Origin of the sequence: Streptomyces asoensis (genome assembly GCF_013085465.1) — a bacterium.
Taxonomy (GTDB): domain Bacteria; phylum Actinomycetota; class Actinomycetes; order Streptomycetales; family Streptomycetaceae; genus Streptomyces; species Streptomyces cacaoi_A.
In genome coordinates this window covers 6,974,618-6,992,121 of the sequence record NZ_CP049838.1, presented here as the reverse complement: position 1 = coordinate 6,992,121, position 17,504 = coordinate 6,974,618, and the positions used below count along the sequence as shown (strand labels likewise).

Annotated in this window: 10 protein-coding genes; 4 read left to right on the top strand and 6 right to left on the bottom strand. The window is 72.1% G+C overall.

Annotated features, from left to right (window positions below; translation table 11 throughout):
* Nucleotides 1–65 precede the first annotated feature (65 nt).
* The 3 genes from G9272_RS31350 to G9272_RS44795 all read right to left on the bottom strand — a co-directional run bounded on the left by G9272_RS31350 (nt 66) and on the right by G9272_RS44795 (nt 6,386).
* Nucleotides 66–4,013 carry a tetratricopeptide repeat protein gene (locus G9272_RS31350; RefSeq protein ID WP_171399619.1) on the bottom strand — a complete coding sequence of 1,316 codons (3,948 nt, stop codon included), beginning with the start codon at nt 4,011–4,013 and terminating at the stop codon, nt 66–68.
* A 66-nt stretch (nt 4,014–4,079) separates the two neighbouring features.
* Nucleotides 4,080–4,409 carry a trypco2 family protein gene (locus tag G9272_RS31345; RefSeq protein WP_171399618.1) on the bottom strand — a complete coding sequence of 110 codons (330 nt, stop codon included), beginning with the start codon at nt 4,407–4,409 and terminating at the stop codon, nt 4,080–4,082.
* Nucleotides 4,410–4,457: 48 nt separating this feature from the next.
* Nucleotides 4,458–6,386, bottom strand: a complete 1,929-nt coding sequence (locus G9272_RS44795; RefSeq protein WP_216377841.1) for a hypothetical protein — start codon at nt 6,384–6,386, stop codon at nt 4,458–4,460.
* A gap of 155 nt (nt 6,387–6,541) precedes the next feature.
* On the opposite strand from G9272_RS44795, the gene G9272_RS31330 reads away from it, so the two are divergent.
* The 3 genes from G9272_RS31330 (at nt 6,542) to G9272_RS31320 (ending at nt 8,971) form a co-directional block, all read left to right on the top strand.
* Entirely contained in the window at nt 6,542–7,153 is a 612-nt protein-coding gene (locus G9272_RS31330) for a YceI family protein (RefSeq protein WP_171399616.1), read from the top strand.
* Between the two features lie 93 nt (nt 7,154–7,246).
* Nucleotides 7,247–7,885, top strand: a complete 639-nt coding sequence (locus G9272_RS31325; protein ID WP_171399615.1) for a hypothetical protein — start codon at nt 7,247–7,249, stop codon at nt 7,883–7,885.
* Between the two features lie 300 nt (nt 7,886–8,185).
* A complete protein-coding gene (locus G9272_RS31320) occupies nt 8,186–8,971 on the top strand; it encodes a S1 family peptidase (RefSeq protein ID WP_171399614.1) in 786 nt (261 codons plus the stop codon).
* Between the two features lie 215 nt (nt 8,972–9,186).
* Here G9272_RS31320 and G9272_RS31315 read toward each other — a convergent pair whose 3' ends face one another.
* Together G9272_RS31315 and G9272_RS31310 are read right to left on the bottom strand one after the other, a co-directional pair.
* Nucleotides 9,187–10,551, bottom strand: a complete 1,365-nt coding sequence (locus tag G9272_RS31315; RefSeq protein ID WP_171399613.1) for a hypothetical protein — start codon at nt 10,549–10,551, stop codon at nt 9,187–9,189.
* 61 nt (nt 10,552–10,612) lie between these two features.
* Entirely contained in the window at nt 10,613–13,639 is a 3,027-nt protein-coding gene (locus G9272_RS31310; protein ID WP_171399612.1) for a glycoside hydrolase family 3 protein, read from the bottom strand.
* A 237-nt stretch (nt 13,640–13,876) separates the two neighbouring features.
* Between G9272_RS31310 and G9272_RS31305 the strand changes: the two genes are divergently transcribed.
* Entirely contained in the window at nt 13,877–15,742 is a 1,866-nt protein-coding gene (locus G9272_RS31305) for a ricin-type beta-trefoil lectin domain protein (protein ID WP_171399611.1), read from the top strand.
* Between the two features lie 82 nt (nt 15,743–15,824).
* On the opposite strand, the gene cimA is transcribed toward G9272_RS31305, so the two are convergent.
* The gene (gene cimA, locus G9272_RS31300; RefSeq protein ID WP_171399610.1) at nt 15,825–17,429 is read right to left on the bottom strand and encodes a citramalate synthase; all 1,605 of its coding nucleotides are present in this window, start codon (nt 17,427–17,429) and stop codon (nt 15,825–15,827) included.
* Nucleotides 17,430–17,504: the final 75 nt, after the last annotated feature.

Genomic DNA, 17,504 nt, shown 5'->3' with positions numbered 1-17,504 from the left:
CCCGCCTCACATTCCGGGCGCGCACATGCCCTCGCCGGAGTGAAACGGAGCGTCCGGACGGCGGTTCACCGGCGCCACCGCCGCCGTCCGGGCCGGTCCGGCAGACCGTGCTCCGCCGCCTTGACGATCTCCGCCCGCAGGCTCTCGCAGTCGGCGGTCTCCCGCGCGTACAGCTCCGGGTCCAGGTCGGCGAGCGGAGCCAGACAGCTCCGGGACACGTCGACCTCCCGCAGCGCCTCCTCGAAGGCACCGGTCCACGGAAGAGTGTCCGCGAGATTGTAGTGGCAGGTGGCGAGGGTGAGCGCGTACTGCCCCGGCTCGGTGTCCGGCTCCGCCTCATGGGTCAGCTCCAGCGCCTCCCGCAGGTGGGGCAGGGCCTCGCGCTGCCGCCCGTCGGCGGAGAGCAATACGGCGTACTCGGCGAGGGCTCCGGCCAGGTGGATGCGGTCAGCGCCCCCGCCGCGCAGGGAGAGCAGCATCCGCCGGACCGCGACGGCCTCCGCGTGGTGGCGCTCCGCGCGGCTTGTGCGCCCGCTCCGCTGCTCCTGCCTGGCGGCGGCCGCCAGGTCGGCAGCCAGCTCGTCGCCGTGCTGCTCGGGGTCGTGCTCGGTGAGCAGCCGCCGTGCGGCCAGCAACATGCGGCACAGGTGGCGCGCCGACCGGTCTCGCCCGAGCATGTGGTGGATCTCCACACCCGCGCTCAGCGCGAGGGTGAACTCGACCAGTCGGTCACCGGGCTGGTCCTTGAGGGGGCGGCGGTACCGGGTGATCGCCTGGTTGATCATCTTCAGCGCACGGCGCAGGTCCTCGCGATGGTCCTGCTCGGGCTCCGCGGCGGCGGTGACGTACAGCATCTCGCCGAGGACGACCTGCGCCCCCGCCTCCAGCCGCCACTGCGCCGGATCGACACGGGCCAGCTCCGTGCCGACGGCGAGACACTCCTCGGCGACCTCCCGCGCCTCGTCGTGGCGCCCGAGCTCCCGGAGCACACCCGAGTACTGGAGCAGCGATCTCCACAACGACTCGGTGGGCTCTCCGGCGTCGGCGGCCTGTTCACGGCGGATGTCGAGTCCTCGCCGGAGCGGTTCCAGCGCCTCCTGCGGCCGGTCCAGGGCCACAAGCGTCGCGCCGAGGTTGTTCAGTACGAGCGCCAGAGCGGCCGCGGCGACGGGGGTGCCCAGGCTCTCCGGGCGGTCGGCCACGGCGAGGGCGACGCGCTGGACCTCCAGGGACTCCTCCAGCCGGTCCATCGCCCTGAGCCGGTTGGCGCGGCCGACGATGCTGCCGAGAACATCGAGGTCCACCGCGTCGGGACTCTCCTCGGCCAGTCGGCTCAGCGACCGGGCCGTCGTCTCCGAGAGGACGTCGACGGCCTCCCGGAACCTGCCCTGGTGGTCGAGGGTGAGGGCGAGCTCCGCCTCGGCGTCCGCGAGCCGTTCGAGCAGGGCCGCGTCGCCCGTGTCGGCGAGGGACCGGAGCAGGGTGACCCTGCGCTCCTGGAGCGGGCGCGCGGCGTCGTGATCGTCGCGCCTGAAGAGGATCCGGGCGCGCTCGCCGAGGATCTCCGCGCTCGCCCGGTCCCGGTCGGGTGCGGCCGGAAGCCGCTCCACCAGGTCCTCGGCCGCACGCAGGGTTTCGAGGGCCGGGTCGAAGTCGGCCGTCCAGTGCTGCGAACGGGCCTTCAGGGTCAGGATCTCGACGAGGGTCGTGGGCGGGGCGGCGCTCTGCCCGGACTCCAGCAGTCGGAGCGCCTCCTCACAGCGGCGGACGGCCGCCAGGTGGTCTCCGGCCGTCTGACGCCAGACCGCCTCATGCACGAGCGCGGCCGCCCGCTGCGAGGGCGGGAGGGCCCGCGCCGCGATGGCGGCGGTACGGGTGGCCCAGCCGGCCAGCACCCGGCTCCGGCCCGCGCCCAGCCGGTCGAGCAGTTCCAGCAGCAGCCCGGGGTCGGTGGCGGGGGCGTCCGTGAGCCGGTGGAGGGCTTCCACCAGGGGCTCCGGGCAGTCCGTCAGGGTGGCGGCCTGCATGACCCGTGCGGCGAGGGACGGTGCACGGGCGAACGCCCTGTCGAGTGCGCGGGCCACCGGCTCCCAGTGGCGGGGCAGGTCGCCCGCGCGTGAGACGGTGACCAGGGCGGCGAGGAGCAGCGTGTCCGTTCCGCCCCGCACGTCCTGCCCGGCACCGGCGGCGAGGGTGACCAGGGGCGACGAGACGAGTTCCGCGTCGATCCCGGTCCGTTCCCCGACGTGGTACTCGCCGAGCCGGTCCGGCTGGAGCGCGCCCCAGCAACTGCCGGCGGGCCCCGGGTACATGCCGGCCAGCCAGGTGGTGCCCTCCCCCACCATGGCCTCGTCCGCGGTGGCGAACCCCGGCGAGGAGCGCAACAGCGGGCGTGCCAGGGCGGGTTCGGCCCCGGCGGTGAGGACGGCCGTGCCGACCGCGTCGGCCAGCGCCACGGGTCCCGCGGACGCGAGCGCCGGGCGGCCCGCCGCGCTGTCCTCCCAGTAGGCGCGCTCGTGCAGCAGGAGTTGCTCCTCCACGAGGAGGTTCGCGTCGTGCGGGGGGCGGGTCGCGGGGTGCGTCGCCAGGAGGTCGGTGAGGGCCGTCATGTGCAGGGTGAGGGCGGAGCCGTACCCGGGTGCGTCGACATCCCGCGGGGCGACGAGCCCGACCCGCCCCGACCAGTCCCCGGTCGCTTCGCGCAGCGCCCTGGGCAGGGCCTCCGGGAGCCGTCGGGCCAGGTCGCTCAGCGCGGCCCGGTAGTGGGCGGCGCGGTCCGGTAAGTCCGTCAGCGGCGGCAGTTCATGGCGAACGGCGTCGTAGGTCAGGGCCCGGGTCTCACGGGTGCGGGTCCTGAGCTGGTCCCACCAGCCGCCCGTCTCGTCGCCCAGGCCACGGGCGGTCAGCAGCAGTCGTACGGCGGGGCGGCCTTCGGGACGCCGGTCCAGGACCCCGAGCACGGCGGTCAGTTGCGGAATGCGGAGCTCGGCGTAGTCCGCCACCAGGATCAGGGGTCGGTCGACCTCGGCCAGCACCGCGTGGTCCGCGTCCGGACCGCGGTCGTCCAGCCAGCCGCAGACCCAGCCGTGCCGGTCCCGCATCCGGGCGGACAGTTCCCGGGCGAGCCGGGACTTGCCCGCGCCGCCCGGGCCGGTGACCACGGCCAGCCGGACTCCACCGCCCGCACCGCCGTCGCCCTCGCCCTCGCACCAGTCCTCGACGAGTTCCCGCAGCAGGTCCGCACGGCCGTGGAAGCGGACCACTTCCGCGCGCTGGTCCAGCAGCGTGGCCGGTGAGCGGACCTGCCATCCGGTGGCGGGGGTGACAAGGCCCTGGAGGTCGACCGGCTCCCACACGGGCGCGGCTCCCGTGTGCCGGGTCACGAGGTCCGTGAACGCCCGGTCGGCCAGCAGCGCGTACACCGGTACGGCCTCCCAGCGCGGCAGCCCCCAGCCTGTCACGTCGGTCACGACCACGCCGGTCAGCAGCGACAGCCCGCGGGTCGGGGCGCCGCAGAACAGCGCGGCGCCCGACTGACCGCTCCAGGGCGACGGGGTCCGTCCGCCCGGGTCACGGGGTGGCGCGCCGGCCAGCTCCGCCGTGTAGCGGTGCGAGAGCGCGCCGGTGCCGGGGGCGAGGGTGGCACGCGGCTGCTGGAGATCCAGGCTGCCGTCGGCCCGCCGACCCACCTCGGGGTAACCGGCCACGTCGCAGGGCTGGTGCCGGGCGGTGACGAGCCGACCCCAGCGGACCGGGGCCACCGACTCGCGCACGTCCGCCTCGGCGAGCAGCAACGCCGCGTCCACATCGGCACCGTCGAGCGTCCCGCCCCGCCAGACGATCGTGCAGCGGACCGGGACGCCGCCCGGCACCTGAACCTCGCAGGAGTCGCGCCCGGCCAGGACATGACGGGCCGTCAACACCAGTCTGCGGCCGAGGAGATAGCCGCTTCCATTGCCCGCGTACCCCGAAACGCCGGGCAGCAGGACCGCCACGATCCGGCCCAGTTCCATCCAAGGACCCCCGTCCCCCGGTCACCCCGTCATCCCCCGCCGGCATCGCGCCGAAGGGCGGCGCGGCTATCGCGTCAGCGTTCCGCCGCCCGCCAGACCGCCTGTCGGGGCGGCCGAGTTGGCGATCCTGACCCCCTGGCCGTCCGGGTCCACCGCGCGCAGGGTGAACGCGAGCCGGTGGGTCGCCGTCTCGGAGCGGGTGGCGCCCGCCTCTCCCGACACCACCCAGGCCTTGATGGACCCCTTGCCCGTGCTCTCCCGGCGCAGCTCGACGGTCAACTCCAGTGATATGTCGCCGAGTTCGAAACGCATCCCGCCCTCCGCGGCACGGTCCCGTGCCGCGGTCAGCTCGGCGCGCAGGTGGTCGATGGCGTCCCCGACCGTGATGTCGTTCATGCACCCACCGTAACGGCGTGACTCCCTTGCGGCACAGGGATCGGCGGCTCACTCTTCGACGAGCAGGGGCACCAGGTGCCGCTGCGCGTGACGCACGTACTCCCACAGGCGCTCCCACCCCTCCTCCTCCCCGTCGCGCCAGGTGCGCACGCCCCAGTCCGCGAGCAGCTCCGTCCGCTTGACGAAGAGCATGTACGCGCAGACCGCCTCACGACGGTCGGCGATCGCCTCCAGGTGCCGGGCGAGGAGGCCGTCGCCCCGCGCCCGGGCGAGCGCGGCGAACATGTCGACGACGGCGTAGTAGGACAGGACCGCCTCCGTCGTCCGGTGCACGCTCCGCAGCAGCAGCCCCGCGTCGTGTCGCGCCTGCTCCTCCAGCCGTCTGGTCCGCCCGAAGCGGCTGAGCCGGCCGGCGTGGAAGTGGCGTTTGACATTGCCGATGTCCGGCGGGAAGGGCCCGTCCTCGCCGGTGCCGAGCAGGAGGGCGTTCATGGTGAGCGTGTACGCCCCGCAGTCGGCGGCCAGTTCACGGCGTACCTCACGCGGGAGGCCTGCGGTGAACGGCGGCAGCGGGAATCCGGCTGCGGCTTCGCCGCCGAGGTTGCCGTTCAGGATCGGGACGAGCTCGCGGGCCATCAGGAAGAGGGTGCACGCGTCGAAGACCATGAAGGGGTCCCCGGGACCGTGGCGGACCTCTCCGTCGGGCATGGTCATCGGGATGAGGGGCTGGGGCGGCAGCAGGGTGGCTCCTCTTCCCGGGCGCCAGGACCGGAGGTAGGAGGCGACCGAGCCGTCCACATCGGCCCAGACCCGCTCCCGGTCCGGCGCGGCGGATCCGCCACCGCCGTCCTCCGCGACCTGGAAGAGGGTGGGCAGGACCCAGGAGAGGTTGGCCATCAACTCACCGGTCTGCGGAGGCACTCCGATGAGGAATCCCCGGCGGCCGTCCGGCAGCGGCCGGGTCAGTGTCCTGGCCTCCGGGTCGGTGGACGGCTGGACGAAGACCTCCACGGTCGAGGCGAGCCGGCGGGCGTCGTCCATGCCCGGCAGCCGGAGTTCGCTCACGCGGTGGTCGCCGCCGTCGGTCCGGGAGAAGGCGTGGGCGAGCAGGAGGAGGTCGAGCAGGACGCGCGGCTTCGCGGCGATCTCGGCCAGCGCGGACAGGTCCTCGAGCAGGTCGCGGCCGGGCTGCGCGCCCCGGACGAAGTCCGGATCGGCGAAGACACGCGACAGCCGGATCGCCTCGGCGGCCAGCGCCGGGTCCTGGCTCTCCCGGAACAGCACGCTCGGCGCGTACGGGCCGGACCCCAGCTCACCCGCCCCGCCCGCCCCGCCCGACCTGCCCGACCTGCCCGACCTGCCCGGCCCGCCCGACCTGCCCGACCTGCCCGGCCCTCCCGGCCCATCCGGCCCATCCGGCCCATCCGACCTGCCCGGCCCATCCGACCTGCCCGGCCCTCCCGGCCCGTCCGGCCCATCCGCCCCGCCCGGCCCGCCCGACCTGCCCGGCCCTCCCGGCCCATCCGGCCCATCCGCCCCGCCCGGCGACCGATCCCACGACCCGTCCGACGACCCGCCCGGCGGTCGTCCCGGCTCTTCCGCGAGAACGATGTTCAGCGCGCGACGCAGTCCGGCGGCGTCCCGTGCCTCCACGTCCCGGTGCGGTCCGCGGATCACGATCACCCCGTGCGCGACACCGGGATCGGACCGGACGACGATGTCCGCGGGTCCCGCCCTGTGCACCACCACACCATGGCGCAGCCGGTGCCGCAGCGCCGCGACGACCTCGGCGAGGATGTCGGTCCCGGCGGTCCCGGTCAGTACGACCTCGGTCCGGGACGCGCCGCCCGACGGGTGCAGGGCGGTGTGGTCCACGCCCGCGGCGCGCAGGACTTCCCGCGCTGCCTCGGTCTCCTTCCGGACCGGCACGGTGAAGAGATGGAACACGGTCGGCGGTCGCGCTGTCGCAGTCCCCACGGGTCAACAGCATGAGGGAAGCCGATCACGTCGAGCAATCGAGTGAACACGTTCCGGTTAATGTTGAACATTGAACGGAATAGGTCTACGGTCGTCCTTGTTGACCTCGTTGAAGATTAAACATCATCGATCTTCCCGTCCCCAAGGAGCACGTCATGGGTATCTTCGGCCGCAAGACCACCGACGAGACCGTCACCGCCGGCGCCGACGCCACGGTGAGCCCCGAGCTCGCCGCCCTGACCGGCGACTACTCGATCGACCCCGCTCACTCGACGCTGGGCTTCGTCGCGCGCCACGCGATGGTCACGAACGTCAAGGGCAAGTTCAACGACTTCACCGGCTCGCTGCACCTGGACGGCACCGACCCGTCGAAGTCCAGCGCCACCCTCGACATCACGATGGAAAGCATCGACACCGGGTCCGCCGACCGTGACGGCCACCTGAAGACCGCCGACTTCTTCAAGACCGACGAGTTCCCGACGATGACCTTCCGCTCCACCTCGGCGGAAGCGCTGGGCGGCGACGACTACCGGATCACCGGCGACCTGACCATCCTCGGCGTCACCAAGCCGCTCAGCATCGACCTGGAGTTCAACGGCGCCGCCAAGGACCCGTTCGGCAACGAGCGTGTCGGCTTCGAGGGCAAGGCCGAGATCCTGCGCTCGGCGTGGGGCCTGACCTGGAACGCGGCACTGGAGACGGGTGGCGTTCTGGTCTCGGACAAGATCAAGCTGAACTTCGACATCTCGGCGATCAAGAACGCGTAAGCGGTCGGCTGAATACGGTGGAAAACGGCGAATAGGGGTCGGAAGCGAAGAGCTCCCGGCCCCTTTCCGCGTTCCGTGTCACAGTCGCGAGGCATGAGCACCAGGACCGGACCCCAGCACTACCCCGGCGCGAACCGCGACCACTGGTACCAGGACGACTTCGGCGGTGACCGCATGGAGGTCAACGTCGTCGTCCTGCACACCACTGAAGGACGTTCGCTGCCCGACTACCAGGGCGGCTCCGCCGCGCCCAACCTGACGGCCGTGCCGGACTTCGCCGCCAGGAAGCTGAAGTGGTACCAGCACTTCGAGATCGACGTCTCCTCGCGCGCGCTGGTCAACAAGCGCGGCGGCGTCGAGACGAACACGCTGAACGTCTGCCAGGCGGAACTCGTCGGCACCTGCGACCCCGACCTGCACGCCAAGTGGAAGGCCCGCGACCAGGCCCACGTCTACTGGCCGAAAGCGCCGGAGTGGGCGCTGCGCGCCGTCGCCGAGTACCTGGCGTGGATGCACATCCACCACCGTGTCCCACTGCGCGGACCGGCACTCTGGCCCGCGTACCCGAAGTCCGCCGGGAACGGGGGCGGTCAGCGGATGAGCGGGGAGCGGTGGAACGCGTTCAAGGGAGTGTGCGGGCACATGCACGTGCCGGAGAACGCGCACGGGGATCCCGGGGCGCTCGACTTCGAGGGGCTGCTCGGCTTCGCGAAGGCGGCGGTCCAGGACTGACATCGGCTGACGACGTACTGGCGGCCGGCTGCGCCCCGGCGAGCGCGGCCGCCGGTCGGACGGGCGGAGCCGCCGGTGGGCGGGCGTGGCCCCCGGCGGACGGGTGCGGCCCCAGTGGAGCGGCGCGGCCGCCGGTGGACGGATGTGGCTGAATCAGCCCCCTTGTGTGAGGGCTTGCGGAGTTCTCATAATCCAGCAACAGATTTGACCTGACCATGCCAGCGCATGGACATTTCTTTGCGGTGCGCAACTTGCGTTGACATGCCCACGTCAAGCCAACCCCCCACGGAAGGCAGCACCTTGAAGAAGCTCCTCACAGCGCTCAAGAGATTCGCCGCCGTCGGCGCGGCCGCCCTCGCGATCGCCAGCCTTCAGCCCCTCTCCTCCGCACAGGCCGCCCCCTCCCCCGTCGTCGGCGGAACCCGTGCCACGCAGGGCGAGTTCCCGTTCATGGTCCGGCTCTCGATGGGCTGCGGCGGAGCGCTCTACACCCAGCAGATCGTGCTCACCGCCGCGCACTGCGTCAGCGGGACCGGCGCCAACACCAGCATCACCGCCACCGCCGGCGTCGTGGACCTCCAGTCCACCACCGGCCGGGTCCAGGTCAAGTCGACCTACGTGTACCGGGCCCCCGGCTACAACGGCAACGGCAAGGACTGGGCGCTCATCAAGCTCGCCTCGCCCATCACCACCCAGTCCACCCTGAAGATCGCCACCACCACGCAGTACAACACCGGCACCTTCACCATCGCGGGCTGGGGCTCGGCCTCCGAGGGCGGCGCCCAGCAGCGCTACCTGCTCAAGGCCACCGTGCCGTTCGTGAGTGACGCGACCTGTCGCACGTACAGCGGCTACAGCGGGCTCGTCGCCAGTGACGAGATCTGCGCCGGATACGCGGCCGGCGGCACCGACACCTGCCAGGGCGACTCGGGCGGCCCGATGTTCCGCCGGGACGCCAGTAACGCCTGGATCCAGGTCGGCATCGTGAGCTGGGGCATCGGCTGCGCCCGGGCCAACGCCCCCGGCGTCTACTCCGAGGTCTCCACCTTCGCCTCGGCCATCGCCTCGGCGGCGGCCACGCTCTGACGCACACCGGTCCTGTGGACCGGGCGTGAGCGAGTCGTACGACGTCCACGGGCCCGGCGCCGTTGCGCGCCGGGCCCGTGGCGCGTGCGGGCCCGTGGCGCGTGCGGGCCCGTGGCGCGTGCGGGCCCGTGGCGCGTGCGGGCCCGTGGCGCGTGCGGGCCCGTGGCGCGTGCGGGCCCGTGGCCTTTGCGGGCCCGGCCGGAACGGGCCGGGCTTCAGAACCCGCCGCCGAAGTCGCCCCCGCCGCCTCCGCCGAAGTCCCCTCCCCCGCCGCCGAAGCCGCCGAAGTCGCCGGTGTCGAAGTCGGCGCCGGAGACGTCGCCGCCCTCGTAGCCCCCGCCGAAGTCGCCGTAGCCGCTGCCGTAGTCGGAGGCGTAGGACGGGGCGGCCATGATGCCGCCGAGCATCGTGCCGACGAGGAGACCGGGCAGGATGCCGCCGCCGAAGTAGCCGCCCGCCCAGGGGCCGTAGGCGGGGCCGGCCTCCCAGTACGGGCGGCGGCCGTAGTCGCTGTCGACCTCGCGGATCACCGGGTCGCGGCCGTCGGCCAGGCGGGTCGCGTCCGCCGCGCAGACCGGGACCTCGCGGGTGGCCCCGCCGGGCGGCGTCCAGGTGGCGTCGGTGACCGAAGGGCCGTGGCGGGGGTCGAAGAAGCACGGCGGCCGGCGTTCGGGCAGCGGCCGTCCCGCGCGGCGGGCGGTCAGCTGAGCGAGGGAGAAGCGGCCGTCCTCCAGCGCCTGGGTGACGGCCCGGACGTCCTCGGGTCTCGCCGCCGCCGCCATGAGCGACTTCGCCTGCTCGTAGGCGTCCAGGGCGCGTTCGTAGTCGGCGCGCATGGGGTCGTCGGCGCCCGGCTCCGACGGGTGGAAGTCCAGGCGGTCGAGCTCCTCGCCGAAGGCCGTGATGTCCTCGTCCACGACGACCCGCAGCCGGTCGAGGGCGGCCCGCTGCTCCGCCGCGTGCCGCCGGCGGTTGCGCCGTACGAGGGTGTAGGCGCCCGCCCCGCCCGCCACCAGCACCACGCCCGCCGTGATCAGCGCGGTGGAGGAGATCCCGTCGCCGCCGCCCGAGGAGCTCCAGCTCTTCGGAGCCGAGCCGCCCATGTTGGCCAGGGCACGGTCGGTGAAGTCGGTCAGCTGGGTCTTGGCGTCGTCCTCACCCTGGACACTGGCGACCAGGTTGCGGACGGCCGTGCGGGACAGGACCGAGGAGTCGGCGCGGGCGTCGAAGCGGTCACCGAGGCGGATCGCGTACAGGCCGGTCACGCCGGTGGCGGTGCGCAGGTCCGTGAAGAGGTCCGCCGTGGGGTAGCCGGCGGGCAGGACGGCGATGAACAGGGGCTTGTCGGCGCCCTCGATCTGCTTCTGGAGAGCGTGCGCCTCCGCCTGGGACAGCTGGGCGCTCGCCTCCGGATCGACGTAGAGGGGGCTCTCGCGGAGGGACGCGGCGATCGTCGAGACGCTCGTGGCCGCGGAGGCGCGCGGGGCGCCCGCCGTCAGGACCGCCAGAGCGGTCAGGACGGCGAGCGCCAGTGCGATCAGCGATCCGGCAGAGCTTCGGGCCGATAGAGCGACCTTCATACTTCGAAACTACCCGAAAGCCAGCAAAAACGGTCTGTTCGGATGGCCGGGAACGTGGTGGTCAGGACGCCGCCCGGTACGCCGCCGTCAGCTGCTCCACCGCCTTTCCGTACCGGCCGGTCAGCAGCAGGTGGTCCGCGTCGGCGAAGGGCTTCGCGACCGCCGCCGTCAGGGCCTGGCCCACCTTCTGCTGGACGATGAGCCGGGCCTTCCCGACCAGCGTGCGTCCCACCTCGTCGGCGCCGGCCCGCTCGGCCACCGCGGCCGCGGCCGCCAGCCCCTTCAGGGTCGCCACGCCGCCCTCCGGCACCCTGCTCAGCGTCGTCAGACCCCAGCCGTAGGGGAACTGCGGGTCGTACGCCGCGTCGCCGACGTTGATCGGCAGCTGGGCCTGGGACTTCGGCCAGGTCACCGGAAGCTGACCGGTGAAGGGCCGCCTGCCGTACAGGACGTCGGCCACGCCGTCGCCCTCCGTGCCCGGCAGCCAGGAGGCCACCAGCGCGTCGATGTCGCCGAGCCGGTCGCCGATCAGCTGGGGCCGTCCGGAGACGATCAGCACCGCGCACCTCATCGCGGCGCACACCTTGTCCACGGCCGCCCGGTCGGCGGCCGTCAGCTCCAGGTCGTTGCCGTTGCCGACGTCGCCGACGCCCTCGGCGTACGGGGTCTCGCCGACGACCACGACACCCACGTCGTACCCGTCCGTCGACGCCGAGGCGTCCTTGGAGTAGGTGACGTCGCCGCCGGCCTTCTTCATCCCCTCCAGGATCGTCGTGCCCTGCGTGATGTCGCCGGAGGCGCCCTGCCAGGTGATGGTCCAGCCGCCGGTCTGGTTGCCGATGTCGTCGGCGTTGGAGCCGGCGACGTACACCTTCTGGTTCTTCTTCAGCGGCAGGACCCCACCGGAGTTCTTCAGCAGCACCTGTGACTCGGCGGCCGCCTTGCGCGCGACGGCCCGGTGCCCGGCGGAGCCGATGTCGGACGCGCCGTCGGTGTCGGCGTACGGCTTCTCGAAGAGGCCCAGCTTGAACTTCTGCGTGAGGATGCGCGACACGGCGTCGTCGATCCGCCGCTCGCCGACCCGGCCGGCCTCGACCCCGTCGAGCAGCGTGGCGTGGAAGTCCTTGTACGCGTACGGAACCATGATCATGTCGAGGCCCGCGTTGACCGACGTACGGACGTCGGAGGCGTAGTCGCCCGGGAGTTGGTCGATGGCCGCCCAGTCGCTGATGACGAACCCGTCGAAGCCCATACGGTCCTTCAGCACGCCGTTGACCAGGTCGGCGCGGGCGTGCATCTTCACCGGCCCGTGGCCGTCGCCCACGATGTCGAGCGAGGAGTAGGACGGCATGACGGTGCCGACCCCGCGGTCGACGGCCGTCCGGAAGGGCGCCAGGTGGACGGCCTCCAGTTCCTGCCGGGTGACCTTGGTGATGCCCTGGTCGATGGTGTACGAGCCGGTCGTGGAGGAGCCGTACCCGGTGCCGCCGTCCCCGACGAAGTGCTTGGCGGTGGCGAGGACCTTGTCGTCGTCCTTCAGGTCCGCGCCGCTCGCCCGGCCCTGGAGACCCTGGATCACCGTCTCCATGGCCTCGACCAGTGCCGGGTCCTCGCCGTACGCCTCGTAGGAGCGGCCCCAGCGTTCGTCGCGGGTGACGCACAGGCAGGGGGCGAAGTCCCAGGGGATCCCGGTGGCCCGGACCTCGGCGGCGGTCACCGCGCCGGTCCGCTCGGCGAGCCCGGGGTCCCGGGTCGCCCCGATGCCGATGTTGTGCGGCATGACGGTCGCGCCGACCAGGTTGTTGTGGCCGTGCACGGCGTCGACGCCGTAGATCAGCGGGATCTGGTAGCGGGTGGCCTGCGTCCGGAGCTGGAACGCGTCGATCATCTTCGCCCACGCCTCGGGGGTGTTGGGCGTCGGGGTCGAGCCGCCGCCGGAGAGCAGCGAGCCGAGGTCGTACGCGGCGATGTCACCGGGAGCGGTGATCGCGCCGCGCTCCGCCTGGGTCATCTGGCCGGCCTTCTCCGCGAGACTCATCCGCGACAGGAGATCGGCGACGCGCTTCTTCACCGGCAACTCGGCGTTCAGATACGGCAGTCCGTGCGCGTCGACCACGACCTGCGGGGTCTCGGACGGAGGCTTGGCGCCGGTGACGGTCAGCCGGAGCGGGACGGTCTCGGCGGACTCGGCCCGCTTGTCCTCGATCGTGCGGACGGCGACCGTGCGGGTGGTGCCGGAGGGGGTGCCCGCCGGGAAGGTGACGGTGCCGGTGACCGGGGTGTAGTCCTTGCCGGGCTCGGCGGTGCCGGTCGCGGCGGTCTCGTAGGCGACGGTGACGGGATCGTCGAGGGGGGCGGCGCCGGTGGTGGCGACGGTGAGCGTGACGGCGGCCGCTCTGCCCTCCTGGACCGGGTACACGGCCGCGTCGGTGGTGACGGCGGCGCGCAACGACTGGTCCGCCCGGCCGTACAGCTCCACGCCGTCCATGGCGAAGTCGCCCTTGACGCCGACGGGGAGGGTGAGGGCGTATCCCCAGGTCTCGGTGAGACCGAGGACCTGGTCGATGCCGCCGACGGGCTGGTAGTCCGTGCGGTAGGTGAAGTCGGTGAAGGGGATCTCGACCTGTTTCCAGCCGGTCCAGTCGTCGGTGAAGGAGGTCGTCCAGAGCTCGGACGCCTCTCCGTTCGCCCCGCCGTCCTTGAGCTCGAAGGCGATCTTCCTGCCGTTGCCGCGACCCTCCCACCAGAACCGGATGCCCCGGTGGGCGGACCAGTCGTGGGCGGGCTCCGCGAAGGCGAAGTCGTGGGTGAAGCCGCCGTAACCGCTGATGTCGTAGCTGCCGGTGAGGACCTTGTCGCCCTCGGGGGCGTCGTCGCGCGCGGTCAGCCGGAGGGCGGGCGGGTCGTCGGTGTCGCTGCCCCAGGTGAAGATGCCCTCGGCGGGCGGGCTCGCGAAGGGGACCTCGCCCTCGAAGCGGTCGACCGGGACGGGGGCGGGGTCGTCGGCGCCGGACGCGCCGACGGCGGTGGTCATCGGGAGCAGTGCGGCCAGCAGGGTGGCGGAGGCTAGCAGGGCGGTTCTTCGCATGGAACGTCCCTCTACTCTCGTGGTCCACTCATGACTTAGATCACGCCGTGAGTTAACTCGTGACCCGTTGCGCCGTCAAGACTTCACACCAGAACTGGTACGGCCGCAACACCCGTCCGGATCAGGGACGTTGTTCGTTCGACAGATGAACGCGCGACCCCTTGACGCGCCCCTGAAGCCGTCATTTACTCACGCCTCGCACGCCCCCATCCCCCACCTCCGAAAGGGCGGCGCTCCATGAGGAGATCCACTCGCGTCCTCCGGCTGCTCCTCGCCGGTCTGCTCACCTCCGCCGGGATCGGCGCGGCGGCCGCGCCCGCGCACGCGGCCGGCGAGCAGATCACGGCCTGGCTCACCACCACCGACGACGCCGGCGGGCGGCACGTGGTCCGCGGTCTTCAGGCCCAGCCCGCCTTCGCGTTCCAGCCGGGCAGCGGCGGCAGCGGCGAGAACATCACCGTCGACGAGAACACCGGGTACCAGACGTTCACCGGTGGCGGCGCGTCCTTCACCGACACCGCGGCCTGGCTGATGAACGGCAGCGGGGCGCTGTCCGCGGCGACCCGGGACACGACCATGCGCAAGCTGTTCTCGCCGACCGAGGGCATCGGCCTGTCGTTCCTGCGCAATCCGATGGGCGGCTCGGATCTCGCGCGCTTCGGCTACACCTACGACGACGTGCCGGCCGGCCAGACGGACGCCGATCTGTCGGAGTTCTCGATCGCCCACGATCTGGCGGACGTGGTGCCGCTGACCCGGCGGGCCCGGGAGCTGAACCCGGCGCTGACGGTGATGGCGTCGCCGTGGACGGCGCCCGCCTGGATGAAGGACAGCGGGCAGCTCAACGGCGGCTGGCTGAAGGCGGAGAACTACGGGGCGTACGCGTCGTACTTCGTGAAGTACCTCCAGGCGTACCGGGACCAGGGCATACCGGTGGCGTACGTGACGGCGCAGAACGAACCGACGTGCTGCTCGGGCTACCCGTCGATGAGCTGGAACGCGTCGGGGCTGGCGTACTTCACGAAGAACGAACTGCTGCCGAAACTGGCGGCGGCGGGACTGTCGACGAAGGTGCTGGCGCACGACTGGAACTGGGACACGTACGACGCGTACGCGGCACAGACGGTGGACGACGCGGCGGTCCGCTCGCACCCGAACTTCGGCGGGATCGCCTGGCACGGCTACGGCGGAGACGTGGCGAAGCAGACGTCGGTGCACAACCAGTACCCGCAGCTGGACGCCTTCGGCACCGAGCACTCCGGCGGGACCTGGATCGCCGACCAGCAGCGCGAGGACATGCTCGACATCGTGGACTACACCCGCAACTGGGCGAAGTCGGTGACGAAGTGGTCGCTGGCCGTGGACCAGAACCGGGGGCCGCACAACGGCGGCTGCGGGACGTGCGACGGGCTGGTCACCGTGCACAACGGGGACGGGGCGAGCGGGACCGTCGACTACACGATCGAGTACTACACGATGGGGCACCTGACGAAGTTCGTCCGGCCGGGGGCGCAGCGGATCGCGTCGACGGCGTCGTCGTCCGTGCCGAACGTGGCCTGGCGCAACCCCGACGGCTCCAAGGCGCTGATCGCCTACAACGACGCGTCGACGGCGAGGACGGTGACGATCAACTGGGGTGCGCAACACGCGACGTACTCACTGCCGGGGAAGACGTCGGCGACCTTCACCTGGTCGGGGACGCAGTCGGGTGACGCGAGCCGGTCGGGGTCCTTCGTCGGGCTCGCGGGCAAGTGCCTGGACGTGGCGGGTGGTGCGACGGCCAACGGCACGGCCGTGCAGCTCTACGACTGCAACGGGTCGGCCGCACAGCGCTGGACGGTCCAGGCGGACGGCTCGCTCCAGGCGCTCGGCAAATGCCTCGACGTCGTCGGGGGTTCGACGGCCGACGGGGCCAAGGCACAGCTGTACGACTGCAACGGAACCGGCGCCCAACGGTGGTCGTACAACGCCACCACCGGTGATGTCGTGAACACGGCGGCGAACAAGTGCCTCGACGTCACGGACAACTCGTCGGCGAACGGGGCACGGGGCCAGATCTGGTCGTGCACGGGGGCGGCCAACCAGAAGTGGCAGCTGCGGTAGGACGGTGAGGCTCTTCCGCTGAGCCGTGCGGGGAGCCTCGGCGAGTTCGAGAAACTCGCCGAGGACTCCCGCTGAGCGGCGCCTACTCGGCGGGCTCCACCTTGGCCCGCAGCAGGCCGTACGTGTAGGCGTCCTCCAGGGCCTGCCAGGAGGCGGCGATCACGTTCTCCGCGACACCCACCGTGGACCACTCGCCCGTGCCGTCCGTCGTGGAGATCAGGACGCGGGTGGTGGACTGGGTGCCGTGGACGCCCTCCAGGATGCGGACCTTGTAGTCGACCAGGTCGAGCTTGGCCAGCTGGGGGTAGATCTTCTCCAGGGCCACGCGCAGGGAGCGGTCCAGGGCGTTGACCGGGCCGTTGCCCTCCGCGGTCGCGACGATGCGCTCGCCCTTGGCCCACAGCTTGACCGTGGCCTCGTTGGCGTGGGTGCCGTCGGGGCGGTCCTCGACGATGGCCCGCCAGGACTCGACCTCGAAGTACTTCAGCGGCCTGCCTTCGACCTCGGCCCGCAGGAGCAGCTCGAAGGAGGCATCCGCCGCCTCGTAGGTGTAGCCCTTGAGCTCGCGTTCCTTGACCCGCTCCACGACCCGGCCGACCACTTCACGGTCGCCGCCCAGGTCGACACCGAGCTCCTTGCCCTTGAGCTCGACCGACGCCCGTCCGGCCATGTCCGACACCAGCATCCGCATGGTGTTGCCGACCTGCTCGGGGTCGATGTGCTGGTAGAGGTCCGGGTCGACCTTGATGGCCGAGGCGTGCAGGCCGGCCTTGTGGGCGAAGGCCGAGACTCCCACGTACGGCTGATGCGTGGACGGCGTCAGGTTGACGACCTCGGCGATCGCGTGCGAGATGCGGGTCATCTCGCGCAGCCGGCCCTCGGGCAGGACCTTCTTGCCGTACTTCAGTTCCAGGGCCGCGACCACCGGGAACAGGTTCGCGTTGCCGACCCGCTCGCCGTAGCCGTTCGCCGTGCACTGGACGTGCGTCGCGCCCGCGTCCACCGCGGCCAGGGTGTTCGCCACCGCGCAGCCGGTGTCGTCCTGGGTGTGGATGCCGAGCCGGGCGCCGGTGTCGGCGAGGACCGTGGAGACGACCGCCTGGATCTGCGCCGGGAGCATGCCGCCGTTGGTGTCGCAGAGGATGACCACGTCCGCGCCGGCCTCGGCGGCGGCCCGGACGACCGCCTTCGCGTACTCCGGGTTGGCGCGGTAGCCGTCGAAGAAGTGCTCGCAGTCGACGAAGACCCGGCGGCCCTGGTCCTTCAGGAACGACACCGTGTCGCTCACCATCGCCAGGTTCTCGTCCAGCGTCGTGCGCAGGGCCAGCTCGACGTGCCGGTCGTGGGACTTCGCGACCAGCGTGATCACCCCCGCACCCGACTCCAGCAGCGCCCTGACCTGCGGGTCCTCGGCGGCCTTCGCGCCCGCCCGGCGAGTGGCGCCGAAGGCGACCAGCTGGGCGTGCTTGAAGTCGATCTCTTCCTGGGCGCGGGCGAAGAACTCGGTGTCCCGCGGGTTGGCGCCCGGCCAGCCGCCCTCGATGAAGCCCACTCCGAAGTCGTCCAGGTGCCGGGCGATGGCCAGCTTGTCGGCGACGGTGAGGTTGATGCCCTCACGCTGCGCGCCGTCGCGCAGGGTGGTGTCGAAGACGTGGAACGAATCGTCGAGTTCGCTGGTTGCGGTCATGGTCTGAAGGCTCCTGTGTTGGATCTCGGTCGTTACCGGAATGACCGGCTCCACCATCCCCCCATGTTCCCTCGC